The following is a 22,097-nucleotide window of genomic DNA, read 5'->3' as shown; positions in this document are numbered from 1 at the left end:
GTAGAGAAGGGACAGAAGAGGCGCAAGGCAATTGGTGATTATTTGAACAGTTCGTTCACACACCAATTTTTGCTTTACCACAAACCACTGTGGGAGCGAGCCTGCTCGCGAAGGGGATACAACATTCAACATTGATGCTGAATGTTACTCCGCTATCGCGAGCAGGCTCGCTCCCACAGGGATTACAACTGGATCAGGACTTTTTGGCGGTCCCGGCAGCTTTGACGCTGCGCTGGCGCTGAGCCTCGAACAGGCAAACGCCAGTCGCCACAGACACGTTGAGGCTGCTGACGCTACCGGTCATCGGCAGGTGCACCAGATAATCGCAAAGATCGCGAGTCAGGCGACGCATGCCGCTGCCTTCAGCACCCATTATCAGGATGGTCGGGCCAGTCATGTCTTGCTGATACAGACTCTGCTCAGCCTCGCCCGCCGTACCGACAACCCACAAGCCGCGCTGCTTGAGTTTTTCCAGGGTGCGAGCCAGGTTGGTTACGGCAACCAGCGGAATCACTTCCGCCGCACCACAGGCAACTTTCCGTACCGTCGGGGTCAGCGTGGCTGACTTGTCCTTCGGAACGATCACCGCCAGTGCGCCCGCCGCATCGGCAGAACGCAGGCAGGCACCGAGGTTGTGCGGGTCGGTCACGCCGTCGAGCACCAGCAGCAGCGGCGCGCCTTCGGTGCGATCGAGCAGCTCGTCGAGCATTGCTTCGCCCCAGACCTGGCTCGGACTCACCTCCGCGACCACGCCCTGGTGCACGCCTTCGACCCAGGCATCCAGCTCGCGACGCTCGGCGTTGCCGACGGCTACGCGATTTTCGTTCGCCAGCTGGATCAGCGTCTGGACCCGCGGATCGCTGCGGCCTTCAGCCAGCCAGATCTGCTTGACGCGTTTCGGGTGGTGACGCAGCAACGCCTCTACTGCGTGCACGCCGTAGATCTTTTCCAACTGACTCATGACTTGGCCTTAGGTTTACGCGCCCCGCCACTTTTGGCAGCAGGAGCGGAACCCGCTTTTGGCGGGCCTTTACGGTGTTTGCTCGGTTTGGCTGGCTTGCCGCCGGGTGCCTTGTCAGGCGCCGACCGTCCGGTCTTTCCCCCAGACGCCGCTTTACCGCCGCTTTTCGCTTCAGACAGCAACGTCTGCTTCATTTCGCGGCTTTTGCGCAGCTCGGCATTTTTCGCCGCGGCATCGCTCGGGCGATAGGCTTCGACAGCCTTTTCCTTGGCAGGACGACGACCGGTTTTAGCCGGGGCCGGTTCTGCAGCTGTTTTTGTAGACGCGGCAGCCGGTGCAGTCGCTTCAGTCCCGCGTTTCTTGCGACCGATCGGCGCGCTGATGGTCTTTTCAGCCATCTCGAAGTCGATCTTGCGCTCATCGAGGTCGACGCGCATGACGCGTACTTCAACGGTATCGCCAAGACGGAAGCTGCGACCGGTACGCTCACCGGCCAGGCGGTGGTGCACAGGATCGAAGTGGTAGTAATCGCCTGGCAGCGCGGTGACGTGCACCAGGCCTTCGACGTAGATATCGGTCAGCTCGACGAACAGACCAAAACCGGTCACGGCAGTGATCACACCCGGGAACGACTCGCCCACACGGTCTTTCATGAACTCGCACTTGAGCCAGTTCACAACGTCGCGGGTCGCTTCGTCGGCACGGCGCTCGCTCATCGAGCACTGCTCGCCGAGCTGCTCAAGAATCGCTTCGTCGTAGGGATAGATGCGCGCTTTAGGAATGGTCATCGCGCCAGCACGGCGAACGTGCGGGGTGTCCATTTTCGAATGGATGACGCTGCGAATCGCCCGGTGCGTGAGCAAGTCCGGGTAGCGGCGGATCGGCGAGGTGAAGTGGGTATAGGCTTCGTAATTCAGGCCGAAGTGGCCCTGGTTATCAGCGCTATACACCGCCTGACTCAACGAACGCAGCATAACGGTCTGGATCAGGTGGAAATCCGGACGATCCTTGATGCTCGCCAGCAATGCCTGGTAGTCCTTCGGCGACGGGCCGTCCTTGCCTTTGTGCAGGGACAGGCCGAGCTCGCCAAGGAAAGCGCGCAGTTTTTCCAGACGCTCCGGTGGCGGGCCATCGTGGACGCGGTACAGCGCAGGGATTTCGTGCTTTTTCAGGAATTCGGCGGTGGCCACGTTGGCCGCCAGCATGCATTCCTCGATCAGCTTGTGCGCATCGTTACGAACGGTCGGACGGATTTCGGCAATCTTGCGCTCGGTCCCGAAGATGATCCGGGTTTCCTGCGTTTCGAAATCGATCGCGCCACGCACGTGACGAGCGGCCAACAGCACTTTGTACAGCGCGTAAAGCTGCTTGAGGTGCGGCAGAACGTCGTTGTACTCACCACGGAGCTGACGCGCCTCGGTGATTTTCGGCGTTTCCAGCATCGCGCTGACTTTGTTGTAGGTCAGGCGAGCATGGGAGTGAATCACCGCTTCGTAGAAGCAGTAGTCGGTCATCTCGCCGGATTTGGAGATGGTCATCTCGCAAACCATGGCCAGGCGATCGACATGCGGGTTCAGCGAGCACAGGCCGTTGGACAACTGCTCAGGCAGCATCGGCACGACGCGCTCGGGGAAGTACACCGAGTTGCCGCGAACCTGGGACTCATTGTCCAGAGCCGAACCGATTTTCACGTAGCTGGAAACGTCGGCGATCGCCACGTACAACTTCCAGCCGCCGGAGAACAGGCGCAGCTTACCCGGCTTGGCTTCGCAGTAGACCGCATCATCGAAGTCGCGCGCATCTTCGCCGTCGATGGTCACGAACGGCAGATGGCGCAGGTCGATGCGCTTCTCTTTGTCTTTCTCTTCGACTTCCGGCTTGAGCTTGGCGGCTTCTTTCAGCACAGCCTCAGGCCAGACGTGAGGAATATCGTAGGTGCGCAGGGCGACATCGATTTCCATGCCCGGTGCCATGTAGTTGCCCACGACTTCGACCACGTCACCTTGCGGCTGGAAGCGTGGTGTCGGCCAGTGAGTGATCTTCACTTCGACGAACTGACCGATCTGGGCGTTGGCGTTACGGCCCGGCGTGACCAGCACTTCTTGCTGGATTTTCGGATTGTCCGCAACGACGAAACCAATACCGCCCTCTTCGAAGTAACGACCGACGATGGTCTCGTGGGCACGGGAGACCACTTCGACGATCATGCCTTCGCGGCGACCGCGACGGTCAAGGCCGGAAACACGGGCCAGGGCACGATCGCCATCGAACACCAGACGCATTTGCGCCGGGCTCATGAACAGGTCGTCACTGCCGTCGTCCGGGACCAGGAAGCCGAAGCCGTCACGGTGACCGCTGATGCGGCCCAGGATCAGGTCGAGCTTGTCCACCGGCGCATAGGTGCCGCGACGGGTATAGATGAGTTGAGCGTCGCGCTCCATGGCGCGCAGGCGGCGGCGCAGGGCTTCGATCTGGTCTTCTGTCGTCAGACCAAACTCTTCGACCAGCTGCTCGCGGTTAGCAGGCGAACCCCGATCAGCAAGGTGCTGAAGGATCAGTTCGCGGCTAGGAATAGGGTTTTCATATTTTTCCGCTTCACGAGCGGCCTCGGGATCGAGGGACTGCCAATCGGCCATTAGAGAGTTTTCACCTTGTCTATATGCGGGTTAGTTTGGCATAGGCGTAATGAAACGGGAAATTTCAGGTTATGACAGCCCATCTAAAGCCCTTTATCGACAGCGCGAAGCTGAATTAAATGCCACTGGTAAAATTTTCCAGGTTTTTTCGACCTCAGGGGTTTACAGTTAAAAAGACGCTCCGTATAGTGCGCGCCATCGACGAAGCAGACGCATTGTCGATAATGCCCAGATGGTGAAATTGGTAGACACGCCAGCTTCAGGTGCTGGTGACCGCAAGGTCGTGGAAGTTCGAGTCTTCTTCTGGGCACCAATTTCGAGCTTGAGATTAGATCAATTTCAAGGCTCACACAAAAACCCGCGAAAGCGGGTTTTTTGCATTCTAAGCCTCTGATTTATTAAAACTAAATCAGGGGTTTACAGATCAAAAAGCTCTCCGTATAGTGCGCCACATCAACAGCGGCAACGCTGAAGATTATGCCCAGATGGTGAAATTGGTAGACACGCCAGCTTCAGGTGCTGGTGACCGCAAGGTCGTGGAAGTTCGAGTCTTCTTCTGGGCACCAATTCAAATTCAAGGTCACGATCTTGAATTTCACAGAAACCCGCGAAAGCGGGTTTTTGCGTTTCTGGGGTTTGAGAGTTTAATCCCGGACGCTCCAGCAAAACCTTCTCGACCCCGCAAGGCGCACTTGAGAAACAATATCGTTTATCATTGTTTCAAGTTTTTGCAATGCGACAGTGAGGAACCTTGCGAATGATGTTTCGAAATACCCTGCGCCGCGGCCTGACCATAACCCTGCTCGGCCTGGCACTCGCCACTCCCCTCACCCAAGCCGCCGAACCGGTTTCCCTGACACTCTATAACGGTCAACACAAAGAAGTCGGCGATGCCATCGCCAAAGCCTTCGAAGCCAAGACAGGGATTCACGTCAATGTGCGCAAAGGCAGCAGTAACCAGCTCGCCAGCCAGGTCGTCGAAGAAGGCGATCGCTCCCCTGCCGACGTGATCTACACCGAAGAATCGCCACCACTGAACAAACTCGGCGAACAAGGCCTGCTGGCACAGACCGACGCCACCACCCTAGCCGTTCTGCCGAAAGACTACGTCGCCGGCAACGGCACCTGGATCGGTGTCACCGCACGGGTCCGCGTGGTCGCCTTCAACCCTAAACTGATCGATGAAAAAGACCTGCCAAAGTCGGTCATGGAGTTCTCCGATCCGAAATGGCAAGGCAAGGTCGGCTTCGTGCCTACCAGCGGCGCGTTTCAGGAACAGGCCGTGGCGATCATCAAAGTACACGGCATGGACGCGGCCGAAGAATGGCTGACCGGTTTGCGTGCTTTCGGCAAGACCTACAGCAACAACATGGTTGCACTGAAGGCGGTGGAAAACGGCGAAGTCGCTACCGTGCTGGTGAACAACTATTACTGGTTCGCCTTGCAGCGTGAAAAAGGCCAGCTCGATTCGAAACTGCATTATTTCACCGGCGGCGACGTCGGCGGGCTGATCACTGTTTCCAGTGCGGCCGTGCTGAAATCCAGCAAGCACCCAAAAGAAGCCCAGCAATTCCTCGCTTACATGGCCAGCGAAGAAGGTCAGCGCGTGATCACCCAGACCACCGCCGAATACCCGCTGCACAAAGGCATGGAATCGAATCGTGGGCTCAAGCCGTTCAGCGAGCTGGAAGCACCGAAAGTCACGCCAGCCGACCTCGGCAATGCCGAAGAAGCCCTGGACCTGGAACGTGACGTTGGCTTGAACTGATGAGCGCATCGTTATCCGCCCCCGTCGCGCGTGGGGGTTATGTGCCACGGCGCAAGCGGCCATCGACCTGGCTGCTGCTACCGGTTTTGCTGCTGGTGATGCTCAGCCTGTTGCCGCTGGCGTATGTAGGGTTCAAAACCTGGCAGGCCGGCTGGGCTGAGGCGCTGCATTTGTTGTGGCGTCCTTATGTGTTTGGCCTGCTGCGCAACACCCTGGCGCTGATGGTCGGTGTGACGCTCGCCTGTGGCGTGATCGGCCTGTCGCTGGCTTGGCTACTTGAGCGCAGCAACTTGCCGGGGCGGCGCTTGTGGGGGGTGATTCTGTGCCTACCGTTCGCGGTACCGGCATTTGTCAGCAGCTTTACCTGGGTCTCGCTGAGCGCTCATTTCGAAGGCTTGGGCGGCGCGATCCTGGTGATGACCCTTTCCAAGTATCCGCTGATCTTTCTGCCGGTCGCGGCGACCCTGCGCAATCTCGATCCCTCCCTCGAAGAGTCCGCCCGCACTCTGGGCCAGAATCGCTGGGGTGTATTTTTCAGAATTACCCTGCCGCTGCTCTGGCCATCACTGCTCGCAGGCTCGCTGCTGATCGCCCTGCACATGCTGGTGGAATTCGGTGCGCTGTCGATCATCGGACTGCAAACCTTTACCACCGCGATCTATCAACAGTTCGAACTGGAATTCAGTAACGCAAATGCTGCGATGCTTTCCGCCGTGTTACTGGCGCTGTGTCTGATGCTGCTGTGGTTGGAACTGCGCGTACGCGGCAAGGGCCGACACGTGCGCACCGGTCAGGGCGCGGCCCGGTATGCGGAACAGGTTCGGCTGGGGCATTGGGCTACTGCCGGACAACTTTATTGCCTGGCGCTGGCGATCATTGGCAGCGGTATTCCGCTCGGGATGCTGGCGTACTGGCTGGCAGTGGGTTCGTCGGCAGCATTCCCGGTGGCGGCGATCAGCGAGGCGCTGCTCTCCTCCCTGGCGTTGTCACTGGGCGGCGCGGCGCTGTGCCTGGTGCTGGCAGTGCCGGTGGGATTGCTGGTGGTGCGCCACAAGGGCCAATTGGCGATCTGGGCCGAACGCTTGCCGTATCTACTGCATGCGCTGCCAGGACTGGTGATCGCGCTGACGCTGGTGTATTTCGCCCTGCACTATGTGCCGGCGCTGTACCAGACTTCTGCGCTGCTGCTGATTGCTTATGCGCTGTTGTTTCTGCCGCTGGCGCAGGCACCGATTCGTACGGCGCTGAACAAGGCTGCGCCGCAACTGGAAGAGGCTGCACGCACGCTGGGCGCATCGTCCTTCAGTGCGTTTTGCCGGGTGACGTTGCCGATCATCTTTCCAGCGCTCGGCGCGGCGTTTGCGCTGGTGATTCTGGATGCGATGAAGGAATTGACGGCGACGTTGCTGCTGAGCCCGACCGGACTCAATACGCTGGCGACGGAAGTCTGGGCGCATACCGCGAATGTGGAGTTTGCGGCGGCGGCGCCTTATGCGGCGTTGTTGATTTTGGTGTCGGGGTTGCCGGTTTATCTGCTTACTACCCGGATGTATTTGAGCCGCTGACATTGCCTTCGCGAGCAAGCCCGCCCCCACATTTGATCGCGGTCTAATGTGGGAGCGGCGGTGCGACGATTCGACTTGCTCGCGAAGGGGCCAGACCAGAAAACCGATCAGGCCCGGAACTGCCCCAGGCTCGCCTTCAACTGCGCCGCCAATCCATCCAGCACCTTGCCGCTGGCCGTGGTTTCCACCACCGCTTGAGCCGCTTTCTCAGCCTGTGCATGAATAGTTTCAACCCGACCGCGCACCGCTTGCGCGCCTTGCGCCTGATGCGCCGCTGCCTGCGTTGCCAGACCTATTGCCGCATGCACTTGCTCGACCGACGCCTGCACCGATTGCTGCAACCGCGCACTGTCACGCAACACCAGCAAACCTTCGCTGGCCTGGCGCCCGGCCTGACCGATCGCGGCCACCGCCTCACGCGCACCTTGTTGCAAGGCAACGATGTGCGCCTGAATGTCGCCGGTAGAGCTTTGCGTCTTGCTCGCCAGCGCCCGCACTTCGTCCGCCACCACAGCAAACCCGCGACCGGTCTCGCCCGCACGCGCTGCTTCGATGGCCGCGTTGAGCGCCAGCAGGTTGGTTTGCTCGGCGATCCCGTGAATCACCGTCAGCACCACTTCAATCTGCTCACTCTGCTGCGCCAGCCGCTCGATGACTTTCGCCCCGGTGTCGACCTGCCCGGCCAACGCCTCGATCAGGCTGCCGACTTTTGCCGAAGTCCGCGTGTTTTCATCCGTGGCCGAACGAATATCCACCACTTGCTGCAAGGCTGCCTGCATGGCATGACTTTCAGACTGGGCTTCGTCAGCCATTTGCGACAACGCACGCAGGCTCTCCGCCACTTCATCGCGTTGCATGCCCGCCGCTTTATCGGCCCCGGCATTGCGTAAAGTCATGGCGCCGATTTCCACGCCAGTGCGCTGAGCCACATCGCCCGCTTCGCGCACGATCGGCTGCAACTTATCCACAAAGCGATTGACCGCCGAGGCCATGTCGCCGATTTCGTCCTTGCTGTTGATCTGCACACGCTTGGTCAGGTCGCCCTCGCCCGCCGCTAGGTCATCCATGGCAGCGATGAGCAATTTCAAGCGATTGACCACACGACGACCCAGTACCACCGCAAGCAACAGCAGCACACCGCACCCTACCAGCGCCAGGCCCATGCCGATGCGCCAGCGCAAAGTGCCCGCCGCTTCCTGAACAGTGCTGGTGGTGTTGACTTGCATTTCAGAGGCCGTGGATTGCGCCGACTGCAAGCGCGCGCCCATCGCGGCTGCGCTATCAGCTGCCGCGCCCTTGAGGCTGTCACCCACCAATTGATCACTGCTGGCGATCAGCGTGGTAAAGCGCTTGTCCAAGGCCGCCAGATCGGTTTCCACCGAGGCGGTCGAGACGCCCATCAAGACCTTGCCGATTTCCACGCCGTTAGGATTGATCGAGGCTTCCAGGTAATAGACCGATGGATCGTTCTTCGCCGCATCCAGCACCTTGTCCAGCGCCCGTTCGCCCTGGCCTTTTTCCAGAAGGGCTTTGTTGATCGGGTTCTCGCGGTTGAGGTAGCGCGTCAGGTGCTGCCCCGTCGCGTCGTCGTAGACCACGAATAGCACGTTGGGATTACGCTGAGCCCGGCGGGCGAATTCGGACAGGGTTGGAACGTCGCTGTCCCACATGGCGCGAGGTGCGACCGAAGCCAAAAGCTGCGCCATATCATTGGCGGAGTCCTTCAGATCCTTCTCCAGCGTCGCACGCAGTTGTGCCTGCTCGTCTTTCAATCGCGAGGACAAGCCCGCCGTAAGGCGCTGACGAGTACTGGTGGAGAGGCTGTCGAGACTCGACGTGACTTCACGCCCCGCTTGCTCCAACTCACCGGAAAGTTTTTGACTGTCGGCACCCAGGCGCACACCCAGATCGGCTTCCAGTGCGGTCACTGTGCTCCGGGTCAGGGCGACAGCCACCAGCACCTGCACCAACAGTGCGATACCTAGAGTAACGAACACGGGCCGCAATAAACGGCTTTGTAACAATGAGAGAACGGCCGACACTTAGAATCCCTCTGCTTTAACGCCATTAAATTGATGGCACGCTAGAAGCGATGCGCTTAATGAAGTTCACAGCAAGGGTCGTGCCGTCTAACAGACACAAACGACAAAGGACCCAATTAAGGGCCCTTTGTGTTTTACATCAACGACTTATTAAGCGAACGGGTGACGCAGAACGATGGTTTCGTTGCGGTCCGGGCCCGTCGAAATAATGTCAATCGGCGCACCGACCAGCTCTTCGACGCGCTTGATGTAGTTGCGTGCAGCCTGTGGCAGCTCTTCCAGGGTCTTGGCACCGACGGTGGATTCGGTCCAGCCCGGCATCTCTTCGTACACCGGCTCCAGGCCGATGTAGCTGTCGGCGTCAGTCGGTGCGTCGATCACTGCACCATCCTGGTTCTTGTAGCCAACGCAGATGTTGATGGTTTCCAGACCGTCCAGCACGTCCAGCTTGGTCAGGCACAGGCCCGAGATGCTGTTGACGTCGATAGCGCGACGCAGGATGACGGCATCGAACCAGCCGCAACGACGGGCACGGCCAGTGGTAGCGCCGAACTCGTGGCCACGCTTGGCCAGGAAAGCACCCACATCATCGAACAGCTCAGTCGGGAACGGACCCGAACCGACGCGAGTGGTGTAGGCCTTGGTGATGCCGAGGATGTAATCCAGGTACATCGGACCAAAACCCGAACCGGTAGCGATGCCGCCCGCAGTGGTGTTGGAGCTGGTGACGTACGGGTAGGTACCGTGGTCGATGTCCAGCAGGGAGCCTTGGGCGCCTTCGAACATGATGTCTTTGCCAGCGCGACGCAGCTCGTGCAGCTCAGCGGTGACGTCGAGCATCATCGGCTTCAGCAGCTCGGCGTATTCCATGCACTCGTCGAGTGTTTTCTGGAAGTCGATCGCAGGCTCTTTGTAGTAATTGACCAGAACGAAGTTGTGGTAATCCAGCAACTCGCCCAGCTTGGCGGCGAAACGCTCGCGGTGGAACAGGTCGCCGATGCGCAGGCCACGACGTGCAACCTTGTCTTCGTACGCCGGGCCGATGCCGCGACCGGTAGTACCGATCTTCAGCTCGCCACGGGCCTTTTCACGCGCCTGGTCCAGCGCTACGTGATAGGACAGGATCAGCGGGCAGGACGGGCTGATACGCAGGCGCTCGCGCACCGGTACGCCTTTCTCTTCCAGCTTGATGATTTCCCGCAGCAGAGCGTCGGGTGCAACCACCACACCGTTGCCGATCAGGCACTGCACGCCTTCGCGCAACACGCCCGACGGGATCAGGTGCAAGACGGTTTTTTCGCCATCGATCACCAGGGTGTGACCCGCGTTGTGGCCACCCTGGTAGCGCACTACGGCGGCAGCATGTTCGGTCAGCAGATCAACGATCTTGCCTTTGCCCTCATCACCCCATTGGGTGCCCAGGACTACGACATTCTTACCCATAACACTTGTCCTCATTCGCGCAAACTTGGTGCCGGCCGCGGCCGGCAGGAAAACTCAAGAAGCCAGTGGCGATACTTGCCAAAGCCCGTTCTGCTGAATCAATTGCCGGTCGCAGTCCGCTTCACGGGCGGCGGCCAAAGGTTGCCCAGGCAACGCCTGAACGACACGCTGACCCTCACTGCGCAACTGGCAAACCTGCTGCCAGAGTGCCGCATCCGTACTGTCAGGCATCCAGATACCGCCAGACGGTAACTCGATCTCAGCACGCCCCAGGGTCACCAGGGTTTTCAAATCGGTAGAGAAGCCGGTTGCCGGACGGGCGCGACCGAAGTCGGCACCGATGTCGTCGTAACGACCGCCCTGAGCAATGGACTGGCCAACACCCGGTACGAACACCGCGAATACCACACCGGTGTGGTAGTGGTAGCCGCGCAACTCGCCCAGGTCGAAATACAACGGCAACTCAGGGAAGCGCGTGGAAAGACGCTCGGCAATCGCCAGCAAATCGTCCAGAGCGGCCAGTACCGGCGCTGGCGCATTCGCCAGACGCTCGCGGGCAGCGCTCAATACTTCACGGCCGCCACACAGATCAACCAGCGCCCGCAACATACCCGACAGATCGGCAGGCAGGCCTTCGGTCAAGGTAATGACCTCGTCGATAGCTTTACGTTGCAACGCATCGAACAACTGCTGTTCAACTTCACCGGACAAACCGGCGGCGCGAGCCAGGCCGCGGTAGATACCCACATGACCGAGGTCCATGTGCACATCCGGCACATCGGCCAGTTGCAGCATAGCCAACATCAGGCTGATGACTTCCACGTCGCTGCTCGGGCTGGCATCGCCGTACAACTCGGCACCCAGCTGGATCGGGCTGCGCGAGGACGACAAGGCGCGCGGCTGAGCGTGCAGCACGCTCCCGGCATAGCACAGACGGCTCGGGCCTTCGCGACGCAAGGTGTGCGCATCGATGCGCGCCACTTGCGGCGTGATGTCGGCACGGAAACCCATTTGCCGACCCGATTGCGGGTCGATGACCTTGAAGGTACGCAGATCGAGGTCCTGGCCCGCGCCGGTCAGCAGGGATTCCAGGTACTCGATATGGGGAGTCACGACAAACTCGTAACCCCAGCTCTGGAACAGATCCAACACCTGACGACGCGCGACTTCAATGCGCGCCGCTTCTGGTGGCAGTACTTCTTCGATGCCATCTGGCAGCAGCCAGCGGTCTACCGTTGCCATTACGCCATTCCCCTATGATCCGGGCGGCAAGCCTTTGGGCGAGCCTTGAGTGAAGCAGAAAATGATCGGCTCATGCGCACAAACCACGCGCATGAACAACGGGGCGAAAAGCCTGAAATCGGCTTCGCCAACCACTTTCCTCGAAAAATCTGTCGAGTCATTCAACTCGGACGCCTGCATAAAAAACAGCAATCAAACGTGCAGACGCAAAAAAGCCGGGAATTTCCCGGCTGCCGCATCATACACACGTTTTCCCAAAGGATCACCCCGCCCGAGGTGTTAGCCGTCAGGCGGGGGATGATTCAGTTCAACGCCGTATCAAGGCTTGGCTTTTTCCAGGTAACGGAAGAAGTCGCTGCTTGGGTCCAGGACCATGACGTCGGATTTGTTCGCGAAGCTTTCACGGTAGGCACGCAGGCTACGGTAGAAACCGTAGAACTCCTGATCCTGGCCGTAGGCCTTGGAGTAGATCGCAGCGGCCTGGGCGTCACCATCACCGCGAACCTCTTCAGATTCACGATAGGCTTCAGCCAACAACACGCGGCGTTGACGATCAGCGTCGGCACGAATGCCTTCTGACAGTTCGTTACCCTTGGCGCGGTGCTCGCGAGCCTCACGCTCACGCTCGGAACTCATGCGCTCGAACACGCTGCGGTTCACTTCTTTCGGCAGATCGATGGCCTTGACCCGAACATCGACAACTTCAATGCCCAGCTCTTTTTCCGCCATCTTGTTCAGCGAAGCCGTGATATCGGTCATCAGCGCATCGCGCTCACCGGAAACCACTTCGTGCAGCGTGCGCTTACCGAACTGGTCACGCAGGCCCGATTCCAGACGACGTGAAAGACGCTCGTCAGCAATCTGCTTGAGGCCGGACGTCGCGGTGTAGAAGCGCTCGGCATCTTTCACGCGCCACTTGGCGTAGGCATCGACCATGACGGCTTTCTTTTCCAGCGTCAGGAAGCGTTGCGTCGGTGCATCCAGCGTCATCAGGCGTGCGTCGAATTTGCGCACCTGGTTAACGTAAGGCACTTTCACATGCAGGCCCGGCTGAACATCAGTCTGCACCACACGACCGAACTGCAGCAGCACCGCACGCTCGGTCTGAGCCACGATGTAGAAGCAGTTCCAGGCTGCGATCGCCACGACGACGACGACAATAAGGGTGATCAGCGATTTATTGCTCATCAGCGACTCTCCCTGGTACGTGCTGGCTGTTGCTGCAGATCGGCTGCCGCACGCGCACTCGCTTCATTGCTGGTGGCTGCCGCGCCGGTCACCGGAGTGCTGGTATTGCGACTACCTTCGACCATCTTGTCCAGCGGCAAGTACAACAGATTGCTCTGGCCATTCTTGTTGCCGGTCACGAGAACCTTGCTGGTATTGCTGAAGACTTCCTGCATGGTGTCCAGGTACAGACGCTCGCGGGTGACTTCGGGTGCCTTGCGGTACTCGGCGACCAGCTTGGTGAAGCGATCGGCCTCACCTTTGGCGCGCGAGACGGTTTCGTCACGGTAACCATTGGCATCTTCGATGATGCGCTGGGCCTGACCACGGGCTTCCGGCACGACGCCGTTGGCGTAGGTTTCAGCCTGGTTGCGCGAACGCTGCTCGTCTTCACGGGCGCGGATCACGTCATCGAAGGCTTCCTGCACTTCACGCGGTGCCGCTGCGCTCTGCACGTTGACCTGAGTGACGGTGATACCGGTGCGATAGGTATCCATGAAGCGTTGCAGACGCTCCTTGATTTCGCTGGCCATCAATTCACGACCTTCGGTCAGCACCTGATCCATCGCGGTGGAACCCACCACATGGCGCAAGGCACTTTCGGTCGCATGCTGCAGGCTGATTTCCGGCTGATCGACGCTCAGCACGAAGTCCTGCAGATTGCTGATCTTGTACTGCACGGTCAGCGGCACTTCAACGATGTTCTCGTCTTCAGTCAGCATTTGACCCTGCTTGGTATAGGCACGCTCACGCGTGACGTTTTCCAGGTACTTGCGATCAAGCGGCGGGAAATAGATGTTCAGGCCCGGACCGACGGTTTCGTAGTACTTGCCGAAGCGCAGCACCACGGCTTGCTCCTGCTCGTCGACGACATAGACCGCGCTGTACAGCCACACGGCCGCCAACACGACCAGGCCGATGCCGAGCAGACCGCCGAAGCCGCCACTCCTGCCCGAACCGCCACCGTCATCACCGCGTTTTTTACCACCACCGAACAACCCGTTCAGGCTTTCCTGCAGCTTTCGAAAGGCCTCGTCGAGATCCGGTGGTCCCTTGCGGTCGCCGTTATTGCGGCGTTTGCCACCCCAAGGATCCTGATTATTCGAGTTGCCACCCGGCTCATTCCAAGCCATAGCGCTCTCCATCTGATAAAGCAAAGACGCACCCACGGCGCGCCGACCAATGCTACAGAATGCCTGTCACCGCGGCACAACCGCTTTCTCAGGCTTTTATTGCAAAGTGTGTTGCTCGATGAAATCCATCGGCTGCAATCCTTCGCGGCTCACCAGTCGATTCAACTCGATCCGTGGCAAACGAACGGCCAGCAGGCAGATGCCTTCCTCGTCGTGTTCTTCTTTCTGCACCGCACCGAGTTCGAAAAACTGCGCACGCAGTCGAGCAAAACGTTGCGGCAAGCGCAAGGTGCCAACAAACAAATCACCGCCCAGCAACTCGGCAATGGCTTGCTCAAGCAATTCCAGACCACTGCCATCACGCGCCGACAGCCAGACCCGTTGGGGCTTGCCGTTTTCGTCGCGCTGGATTTGTGGCTCAACGCCTTCAAGCAAATCGAGTTTGTTATAGACCTCGAGTATCGGCAAGTCCTGGGCACCAATCTCGCCCAGCACCACCATCACCTGCTCTATCTGCAACATGCGATCCGGTTCGGCCGCATCGATCACGTGCAACAGCAGGTCCGAGTTGCTCGACTCTTCGAGCGTAGACCGAAACGCCTCGACCAGTTTGTGGGGCAAGTGGCGTATGAAACCCACCGTGTCGGCCAGGACAATCGGCCCCAGATCGTCGAGTTCCAGACGGCGCAAGGTCGGGTCCAGCGTGGCAAACAACTGGTCAGCCGCGTACACGTCGGATTTCGTCACGTTATTGAAGAGCGTGGATTTGCCGGCGTTGGTATACCCCACCAGGGACACGGTAGGAATATCCGCACGCGAACGACCGCGTCGCGACTGTTCGCGCTGACTGTGCACTTTTTCCAGTCGGCCCTTGATCTGTCGCAGGCGAACCCGCAGCAAACGGCGGTCGGTTTCCAATTGGGTTTCACCCGGGCCACGCATGCCGATACCGCCACCTTGGCGTTCAAGGTGAGTCCAGCCACGAACCAGCCGAGTGCTCATGTGGTCAAGCTGGGCCAGTTCTACCTGGAGCTTGCCTTCATGGGTACGGGCGCGTTGGGCGAAAATATCGAGAATCAGACCGGTGCGGTCGATCACGCGACACTCGAAAACACGTTCGAGGTTACGTTCCTGACTGGGCGTGAGGATGTGATTGAAAATCACCAGATCGGCCTCTTCGGCCTTGACCAGGTCGCGTAGTTCCTCGACCTTGCCACTGCCAATGAGGAATTTGGCGGTTGGCCGATGACGCGGCACGTTAAAAAACGCAACGGTCTCGGCGCCCGCCGAATTAGCCAGTTCCTGAAACTCCTGCGGATCTTCGCGCGCCTCAGGGTCCTGTCCATCCAAGTGAACGAGGATTACTCGCTCACCACCACCGTGGCGCTCAAAGAACAAAGGAGACTCCTATCAGGCGTTACCTGGCTCAGCGTCACCTGCTTCGGATTCGGTTGCGCTAGGCAGACGAATTGGACGAACCGGCACCACTGTAGAGATAGCGTGTTTGTAAACCATCTGGCTGACGGTGTTTTTCAGCAGGATAACGAACTGGTCGAAAGATTCGATCGTACCTTGCAGTTTGATCCCGTTGACCAGGTAGATGGAAACCCCCACTTTCTCTTTACGTAAAGTATTCAAGTAAGGGTCTTGTAGCGAATGCCCTTTTGACATGTGCCGCACTCCTTTAAGGATTCAATATAAAAAATAGGTAAACAGATGGCTTGTGGCCGTCAGACCCCCAAGGATAGACGGCAATTGCAAAGACTCAGCTCAATATGGAGATGGTCCCCAGGTATTTCAAGGCGCGCGGCAGATTGTCGCAATCCAGGCTGTCCAACCAGTGTAAATCAGCCCAACTGCGCAGCCAGGTGAACTGGCGCTTCGCCAATTGGCGCGTGGCAATGATTCCACGCTCCTGCATCTCGGCTTGCGTCAGCTTGCCATCCAGGTAGTCCCAGACTTGTCGATAGCCTACTGCACGTATAGACGGCAACCCGGCATGCAGGTCACTTCGCTTACGCAGGGCTACGACCTCGTCAATGAATCCCTGTTCCAACATATTCGTGAATCTTTGTTTAATTCGCTCGTGCAATACCTGGCGATTTGCCGGAGCAATGGCCAAGTTCGCGACAGTATAGGGCAATTGTTGCAGTCCCGAAGCGGCTGCTTCAGTACTTTGCGCAGATTGTCGCAACCTTAGCGCAGTCATGCTCTGACCACTGACGCGATAAACTTCCAGCGCTCGACTGAGTCGTTGTGGATCGTTCGGGTGAATACGCGCCGCAGATTCCGGATCAATGACTGCCAATTGTTCGTGCAAGGCTTGCCAGCCAAGGCGTGCAGCCTCTTCTTCAATCTGTGCGCGAATGGCCGGGTCAGCCGCCGGCATGTCTGCCAGACCTTCAACCAAAGCCTTGTAATAGAGCATTGTGCCGCCCACCAGCAGCGGAATTTTGCCCCGCGCGGTGATCTCGGCCATGGCTTCGAGGGCATCACGACGGAAATCGGCGGCCGAATAGCTCTCTGCCGGATCAAGAATATCGATCAAACGGTGTGGAAATTCAGCGAGAAGTTCTTTTGAAGGCTTGGCGGTGCCGATGTCCATGCCACGGTAGACCAGCGCCGAATCGACGCTGATCAACTCACAAGGCAAGACTTTGGTGAGTTCGATGGCCAGGTCGGTCTTGCCGGCGGCGGTCGGCCCCATCAGGAAAATCGCAGGAGGGAGCTGTTTCATCAACGACCGCGCAAGAACAGTTTGTCCAGATCGTCCAGACCCAGTTGGGTCCAGGTCGGTCGGCCATGGTTGCATTGACCGCTGCGTTCGGTGTTTTCCATATCCCGCAGCAGACCGTTCATTTCCGGCAGGGCCAGACGCCGATTCGCACGAATCGCGCCATGGCAGGCCATGGTCCCGAGCAATTCGTTCAGGTGCGCCTGAATCCGGTCGCTGGTGCCGTATTCCATCAGGTCCGCCAGAACGTCACTGACCAATCGATTGGCTTCAGCTTGCTTGAGCAAGGCCGGTATCTGCCGAATGGCCAGGGATTCCGGGCCCAGACGCTGCAATTCAAAGCCCAGGCGCTGAAACCACGCGACGTGTTCTTCGGCGCAATCGGCTTCGCGCTGACTGACTGCCAGCGACTCCGGCACCAGAAGCGGCTGACCGCTCAGGCCTTCGCTGGCCATGGCGATTTTCAGGCGTTCGTACATGATCCGCTCGTGAGCGGCATGCATGTCCACCAGCACCAGCCCTTGGGCGTTTTCCGAAAGAATGTAAATGCCTTTGAGCTGCGCCAGTGCATAACCCAGCGGCGGAACATCGTCCTGCCCGGCCGGCAGCGCTACCGCGTTGGCTTCTGGCAGCGGCGCAAAGAACTCACGGTAGGCGGCCTGAGCCTCAGCCGCAGGCACGCCCGATTGAGGGCGCGGCGAGTACTGATATTGATAACCGGCACCAGCGCCCGAGCCTGCCGGCGTATTGAACGACGGCTGAGCCTGAGGCTGTTCCAGCAAGGCATTGGCCGCCAAACGCATTTCGCCCTGTGGGCCGAACTCACCAGCATCAATGCCGGTCGGTCGAACGATGGTCGTCGCGACAGGCGCGGCCAGATGGTCCTCCGGCCGCACATCGCCCAAGGCGCGGTGCAGGGTGCCGTAGAGGAAATCGTGAACCATGCGCCCGTCACGGAAGCGCACTTCGTGCTTGGTCGGGTGCACGTTGACGTCAACGCCTGCCGGATCGACTTCGAAAAACAGCACGAACGTCGGGTGCCGACCATTGAACAGCACGTCGCGATAGGCCTGACGCACCGCGTGGGCCACCAGTTTGTCGCGTACGGCACGGCCGTTCACAAAGAAATACTGCAAGTCCGCCTGACTGCGGTTGAACGTCGGCAAACCGACCCAACCCCACAAATGCAGGCCATTGCGCTCGATCTCGATCGGCAGCGCCTGCTCGAGGAAACCCGAACCGCAAATTGCCGCCACACGCCGGGCACGAGCCGCGTCGTCATGGGCTTCATGCAGGCTGAGGATGGTCTTGCCGTTGTGGCGCAGATGGAACGCCACGTCGAAGCGCGCCAACGCCAGACGCTTGATCACTTCTTGCAGGTGATCGAATTCGGTTTTTTCGGTTTTGAGAAATTTGCGTCGTGCCGGGGTATTGAAAAACAAGTCACGCACTTCCACCGACGTGCCCACCGGATGGGCCGCCGGCTGCACGCGAGGCGCCATGTCCCGGCCTTCGGTTTCGACCTGCCAGGCCTGATCGGCATCTTTGGTGCGAGACGTCAGGGTCAGGCGTGCCACGGAGCTGATCGACGCAAGTGCTTCACCGCGAAACCCAAGGCTCATGACCTGCTCGAGGTCTTCCAGGTTACGGATTTTACTGGTGGCGTGACGCGCCAGGGCCAGCGGCAAGTCATCGGCAGAGATCCCGCTGCCATCGTCGCGCACCCGCAACAGCTTGACGCCGCCCTGCTCCACATCGACATCGATACGCTTGGCGCCGGAGTCGAGGCTGTTTTCCAGCAGCTCCTTGATCACCGAGGCCGGGCGCTCAACCACCTCACCGGCGGCAATCTGGTTCGCCAGTCGCGGGCTGAGCAGCTCGATGCGAGCTGTATTGGTCAGCACCTGGTTCATTCTTTGGCCGCCAGTTCAGTGCCGGGAATGGTCAAGTGCTGACCGATTTTGAGCTCATCACTCGACAGCTTGTTGGCGCTGCGCAGCGTGGCCGGAGACACCTGATATCGCACGGCAATCATCGCCAGCGTCTCACCGGGGTTCACCCGATGGTCACGAGGACCTTGTGCAATCCCACCGGAATCACGCAGCCAGGCGATGTAGGTGCCCGGTGGCGGATTCTGCTGGAAGAACTGGCGCACGCCGCTGCTGATCGAACGCGCCAGCGCTTGCTGGTGGTTCGCAGCGGCAAGCTTGTTAGCTTCGTTGGCGTTGGAGATGAACCCGGTTTCCACCAGGATCGATGGAATGTCCGGCGACTTCAGCACCATGAACCCGGCCTGCTCCACGCGCTGTTTGTGCAGTGGCGTGACGCGGCCGATGTTGCTCAGCACCTTCTGGCCGACATTCAGGCTGGAGGTCAGCGACGCGGTCATCGACAGGTCAAGCAGCACGCCCGCCAGCATGCGGTCCTTGTCGTCGAGGCTGACGTTGCCGGCACCACCGATCAAGTCGGAACGGTTTTCGCTGTCGGCCAGCCAACGGGCCGTTTCCGAGGTAGCGCCGCGATCAGACAGGGCGAACACCGAGGCACCGAAGGCTGCGGCCGAAGGCGCGGCGTCGGCGTGAATCGAAACGAACAGGTCGGCGCCCTTCTTGCGGGCGATTTCGGTACGGCCGCGCAGTGGGATGAAATAGTCGCCGGTGCGGGTCAGTTCGGCGCGGAAGCCTTTCATGCCATTGACCTGACGCTGCAGTTCGCGGGCGATGGCCAGTACCACGTCTTTTTCACGCTGGCCGCGAGAGCCCGAGGCACCCGGGTCTTCGCCGCCGTGACCGGCATCGATGACCACAATGATGTCGCGCTTGCCGGCTGGGGCTGGCGGCAGCTTCACCGCAGGCTCCACCGGAGTGACCGGCACCGGGGCGACCGTCGCGACGTTGGTCGGCACCGGAATTGGCGCGGCATCGGCGGCGTTATCGAACAAGTCGACCACCAGGCGATTGCCGTACTGGGCGTTTGGCGCCAGGGTAAAACTTTTCGGCGTCACGGCTTTTTTCAGGTCGATGACTACCCGCAGGTCGGTCGGCGTACGTTGAGCCGAGCGCATGGCGGTGATCGGAGTGTTCGAGCTGTTGACGTTCAGCGGCGCCCCCAGTGACGCGCCATTGATGTCGATGACCAGCCGATCCGGGGCGGTCAGGGTAAAGACACTGTGCTGGACAGGACCGGTCAGGTCGAACACCAGTCGTGTGTTGTCTGGAGCCCGCCACAGGCGAACGCTGTTGACCTTTGTCTCGGCCACAGCGTCGACGGTCACCGCCAAAAACAACAATCCTACGGCAGCTACCATCGCGCGAAAGCGCATACCTAACCCCATCATTTAATTGGTTTCCAATGCCAAAGCGGCACACCACAACTCGCCACGCGAGCCCTGGGACAAAATTTTCAGCGAACGCCCGCTGTCTTGCGGGCTAATGGTAATGGTCAGGTCGGGCTTTGGCAAAAAGCCTGCACCCTTTTCGGGCCACTCGATCAGGCACAACGCGTCGTCTTCGAAGTAGTCGCGGATACCGAGGTACTCCAGCTCTTCAGGGTCGACCAAGCGATAGAGATCGAAATGAAAGGCCCGGATGTCGCCAATCTCGTAGGGTTCGACCAAGGTAAACGTAGGGCTTTTTACCGACCCTTCATGCCCCAGCCCCCTGATGATGCCCCGGGACAGCGTGGTTTTCCCCGCGCCCAGATCTCCCTCGAGAAAAATCAGACCGTGCCCTTCAGTGGTTTGTGCGATGCGTACGCCAAATGCGGTCATCGCCTCTTCATCAGCCAGGTACAGGGTTACTTCAGACACGGTGCTTGCTCCTCCAACAACTGACGAATGGCCGGAATCAGATCACTGGCCGCCAGCCCACGGCCCGATTTACCTTCTTGCGCGCCAGCATTGGCGTGCAGCCAGACGGCCAGGCAGGCGGCGTCGAACGCCTCCATGCCTTGCGCCAGCAACGCGCCGACCAGACCGGCCAGCACATCACCCAAACCGGCGGTGGCCATGGCCGGATGGCCCTGATGACACAACGCCAGGCGCCCATCGGGGCTGGCGATCAGGCTGCCGGTGCCTTTCAGCACCACGACAGCTGTATATTTTTTGCTCAATGCGTGAGCCGCAGCGGGGCGGTCAGCCTGAACTTCGGCAGTGCTCATCCCCAACAAGCGCGCCGCTTCGCCCGGATGCGGAGTGATCACACAATCCTTGGGCAAGCTCAGGTGCTCTGTGGCCAGCAGATTCAATGCGTCGGCGTCCCAGACTTGCGGCAGCGGCGCGTTGGCAGCCGCCGACAAAAGGCTGCGCCCCCAGGAAGCCTGACCTAAGCCTGGGCCGACAACCAGCACGGAAACCTTTTGCAGCAGTTCCATCAGTTGATTGGCCGACGAAGTGCCCAACACCATGGCTTCGGGGATTCTCGCCAGCGCGGCCGAAACATGTTCACTGCGCGTCGCCACCGACACCATTCCCGCACCACTACGCAGCGCACTTTGCGCGCTCAGCAGGATGGCGCCGCCAAAGCCGCGATCACCGCCGATCAGCAATACATGGCCGAATTTGCCTTTATGGGAGGTTGGAGCCCGGCTCGCCAGACGCGGCAAGGAACTGGCCGTCAGGCGACGTGCACTGATGGCGACTCCGTTAAACGACTCGGGGGAGGCTTGCAGATCGTTGAACACCAACTCGCCGACCACGTCTGCAGCATCGCCGGTGAACAGACCCAGTTTCAGGCCGATGAACGTCACGGTCAGGTCAGCCCGCACCGCAGCGCCGAGTATTCGGCCTGTATCAGCACACAACCCCGAAGGGATATCCACTGCCGCAACCGGCAGCCCGCTGCCATTGATCGCTGCGATGACGCCCGCGTAGGGTTCTCGCACCTCTCCCATCAGACCGGTGCCGAGCAAGGCATCCAGCACGATACCGCGCAACTCGGACTGTGCGCTCCAGGCTTGAACCGCGACACCTTCGGACACCGCCTCGGCATGGGCCAATGCCGCATCACCCTGCAAACGCTTGGGATCACCGGCCGCCAACACCCGCACATGCCAGCCGGCACGTCTGGCCAGCACGGCCACCAGATAACCGTCGCCGGCGTTATTGCCGTGGCCGGCCACGACACTCAATTCGTTCGCCGTTGGCCAATGACGGACCAGCGCACGCCAGGTCGCCCGCGCCGCGCGCTGCATCAATTCGAAGCCCGGTGTACCGGCCGCGATCAGGCTCGCATCGAGGGCTCGCACTTGCGCGGCGCTATACAGCACGTCGGGTAAATCATCTTTAGTGTGCGGCATGCGTCTTCGGGCTCCGATGTCTGGCAGAATTATACGCATCTCAGCTCCGGT

At 59.8% G+C, this 22,097-nt stretch carries 16 protein-coding genes and 2 tRNA genes; 4 read left to right on the top strand and 14 right to left on the bottom strand.

The genetic code is table 11. The features are described from left to right. Positions 1-193: 193 nt before the first annotated feature. Positions 194-961, bottom strand: coding sequence for a 23S rRNA (guanosine(2251)-2'-O)-methyltransferase RlmB (gene rlmB, locus QFX16_RS02680; RefSeq protein WP_282376701.1), 768 nt, complete (start codon positions 959-961; stop codon positions 194-196). Further along, complete coding sequence (gene rnr / locus QFX16_RS02675; RefSeq protein WP_283182724.1) at positions 958-3,597, bottom strand: ribonuclease R; 2,640 nt, start codon at positions 3,595-3,597, stop codon at positions 958-960. The genes rlmB and rnr overlap by 4 nt, the downstream gene beginning before the upstream one ends. Before the next feature lie 226 nt (positions 3,598-3,823). Here rnr and QFX16_RS02670 point away from each other — a divergent pair. The 4 genes from QFX16_RS02670 (at position 3,824) to QFX16_RS02655 (ending at position 6,930) form a co-directional block, all read left to right on the top strand. After that, a tRNA-Leu gene (locus QFX16_RS02670) sits at positions 3,824-3,910 on the top strand. A gap of 166 nt (positions 3,911-4,076) precedes the next feature. After that, a tRNA-Leu gene (locus QFX16_RS02665) sits at positions 4,077-4,163 on the top strand. A gap of 191 nt (positions 4,164-4,354) precedes the next feature. After that, positions 4,355-5,365, top strand: a complete 1,011-nt coding sequence (locus QFX16_RS02660) for an iron ABC transporter substrate-binding protein (RefSeq protein ID WP_283182723.1) — start codon at positions 4,355-4,357, stop codon at positions 5,363-5,365. After that, a complete protein-coding gene (locus tag QFX16_RS02655) occupies positions 5,365-6,930 on the top strand; it encodes an ABC transporter permease (protein ID WP_283182722.1) in 1,566 nt (521 codons plus the stop codon). The genes QFX16_RS02660 and QFX16_RS02655 overlap by 1 nt, the downstream gene beginning before the upstream one ends. 107 nt (positions 6,931-7,037) lie before the next feature. Here QFX16_RS02655 and QFX16_RS02650 read toward each other — a convergent pair whose 3' ends face one another. The 12 genes from QFX16_RS02650 to QFX16_RS02595 all read right to left on the bottom strand — a co-directional run bounded on the left by QFX16_RS02650 (position 7,038) and on the right by QFX16_RS02595 (position 22,046). Further along, on the bottom strand, positions 7,038-8,972 hold the full coding sequence (locus QFX16_RS02650; protein ID WP_283182721.1) for a methyl-accepting chemotaxis protein: 1,935 nt from the start codon (positions 8,970-8,972) through the stop codon (positions 7,038-7,040). Between the two features lie 150 nt (positions 8,973-9,122). Further along, on the bottom strand, positions 9,123-10,415 hold the full coding sequence (locus QFX16_RS02645; protein WP_010464193.1) for an adenylosuccinate synthase: 1,293 nt from the start codon (positions 10,413-10,415) through the stop codon (positions 9,123-9,125). A gap of 54 nt (positions 10,416-10,469) precedes the next feature. Further along, positions 10,470-11,657, bottom strand: a complete 1,188-nt coding sequence (locus tag QFX16_RS02640) for an ATP phosphoribosyltransferase regulatory subunit (RefSeq protein WP_007939588.1) — start codon at positions 11,655-11,657, stop codon at positions 10,470-10,472. 318 nt (positions 11,658-11,975) lie between these two features. Then, complete coding sequence (gene hflC, locus QFX16_RS02635; RefSeq protein WP_283182720.1) at positions 11,976-12,845, bottom strand: protease modulator HflC; 870 nt, start codon at positions 12,843-12,845, stop codon at positions 11,976-11,978. Then, the gene (gene hflK / locus QFX16_RS02630; protein ID WP_283182719.1) at positions 12,845-14,017 is read right to left on the bottom strand and encodes an FtsH protease activity modulator HflK; all 1,173 of its coding nucleotides are present in this window, start codon (positions 14,015-14,017) and stop codon (positions 12,845-12,847) included. Before hflK ends, hflC begins: the two co-directional genes overlap by 1 nt. A 96-nt stretch (positions 14,018-14,113) precedes the next feature. Beyond that, positions 14,114-15,415 (bottom strand): ribosome rescue GTPase HflX, encoded by a 1,302-nt coding sequence (gene hflX, locus QFX16_RS02625; protein ID WP_283182718.1) that lies wholly within the window; start codon positions 15,413-15,415, stop codon positions 14,114-14,116. A gap of 12 nt (positions 15,416-15,427) precedes the next feature. After that, positions 15,428-15,688 carry an RNA chaperone Hfq gene (hfq, locus tag QFX16_RS02620; RefSeq protein WP_007902656.1) on the bottom strand — a complete coding sequence of 87 codons (261 nt, stop codon included), beginning with the start codon at positions 15,686-15,688 and terminating at the stop codon, positions 15,428-15,430. Between the two features lie 94 nt (positions 15,689-15,782). Beyond that, entirely contained in the window at positions 15,783-16,754 is a 972-nt protein-coding gene (gene miaA / locus QFX16_RS02615; protein WP_283184510.1) for a tRNA (adenosine(37)-N6)-dimethylallyltransferase MiaA, read from the bottom strand. Then, complete coding sequence (mutL, locus tag QFX16_RS02610; protein WP_439900102.1) at positions 16,754-18,664, bottom strand: DNA mismatch repair endonuclease MutL; 1,911 nt, start codon at positions 18,662-18,664, stop codon at positions 16,754-16,756. Before mutL ends, miaA begins: the two co-directional genes overlap by 1 nt. Continuing rightward, a complete protein-coding gene (locus QFX16_RS02605) occupies positions 18,661-20,088 on the bottom strand; it encodes an N-acetylmuramoyl-L-alanine amidase (protein WP_283182717.1) in 1,428 nt (475 codons plus the stop codon). The genes mutL and QFX16_RS02605 overlap by 4 nt, the downstream gene beginning before the upstream one ends. Beyond that, positions 20,089-20,559: a tRNA (adenosine(37)-N6)-threonylcarbamoyltransferase complex ATPase subunit type 1 TsaE gene (tsaE, locus tag QFX16_RS02600; protein ID WP_283182716.1), complete on the bottom strand. Its 471-nt coding sequence runs from the start codon at positions 20,557-20,559 to the stop codon at positions 20,089-20,091. Next, positions 20,547-22,046, bottom strand: a complete 1,500-nt coding sequence (locus QFX16_RS02595) for an NAD(P)H-hydrate dehydratase (RefSeq protein WP_283182715.1) — start codon at positions 22,044-22,046, stop codon at positions 20,547-20,549. The genes tsaE and QFX16_RS02595 overlap by 13 nt, the downstream gene beginning before the upstream one ends. Between the last annotated feature and the right edge of the window lie 51 nt (positions 22,047-22,097).

The organism is Pseudomonas svalbardensis, assembly GCF_030053115.1.
GTDB classification, from domain to species: domain Bacteria; phylum Pseudomonadota; class Gammaproteobacteria; order Pseudomonadales; family Pseudomonadaceae; genus Aquipseudomonas; species Aquipseudomonas svalbardensis.
Note: the sequence above shows the minus strand (reverse complement) of the source record. Positions and strands in the feature narration are given on the sequence as shown.

Bases quoted from the DNA above. Each gene is read 5' to 3' on its own strand.
- rlmB (WP_282376701.1), bottom strand. From the start codon at position 961: ATGAGTCAGTTGGAAAAGATCTACGGCGTGCACGCAGTAGAGGCGTTG.
- rnr (WP_283182724.1), bottom strand. From the start codon at position 3,597: ATGGCCGATTGGCAGTCCCTCGATCCCGAGGCCGCTCGTGAAGCGGAA.
- QFX16_RS02660 (WP_283182723.1), top strand. From the start codon at position 4,355: ATGATGTTTCGAAATACCCTGCGCCGCGGCCTGACCATAACCCTGCTC.
- QFX16_RS02655 (WP_283182722.1), top strand. From the start codon at position 5,365: ATGAGCGCATCGTTATCCGCCCCCGTCGCGCGTGGGGGTTATGTGCCA.
- QFX16_RS02645 (WP_010464193.1), bottom strand. From the start codon at position 10,415: ATGGGTAAGAATGTCGTAGTCCTGGGCACCCAATGGGGTGATGAGGGC.
- QFX16_RS02640 (WP_007939588.1), bottom strand. From the start codon at position 11,657: ATGGCAACGGTAGACCGCTGGCTGCTGCCAGATGGCATCGAAGAAGTA.
- hflC (WP_283182720.1), bottom strand. From the start codon at position 12,845: ATGAGCAATAAATCGCTGATCACCCTTATTGTCGTCGTCGTCGTGGCG.
- hflK (WP_283182719.1), bottom strand. From the start codon at position 14,017: ATGGCTTGGAATGAGCCGGGTGGCAACTCGAATAATCAGGATCCTTGG.
- hfq (WP_007902656.1), bottom strand. From the start codon at position 15,688: ATGTCAAAAGGGCATTCGCTACAAGACCCTTACTTGAATACTTTACGT.
- miaA (WP_283184510.1), bottom strand. From the start codon at position 16,754: ATGAAACAGCTCCCTCCTGCGATTTTCCTGATGGGGCCGACCGCCGCC.
- mutL (WP_439900102.1), bottom strand. From the start codon at position 18,664: ATGAACCAGGTGCTGACCAATACAGCTCGCATCGAGCTGCTCAGCCCG.
- QFX16_RS02605 (WP_283182717.1), bottom strand. From the start codon at position 20,088: ATGATGGGGTTAGGTATGCGCTTTCGCGCGATGGTAGCTGCCGTAGGA.
- QFX16_RS02595 (WP_283182715.1), bottom strand. From the start codon at position 22,046: ATGCCGCACACTAAAGATGATTTACCCGACGTGCTGTATAGCGCCGCG.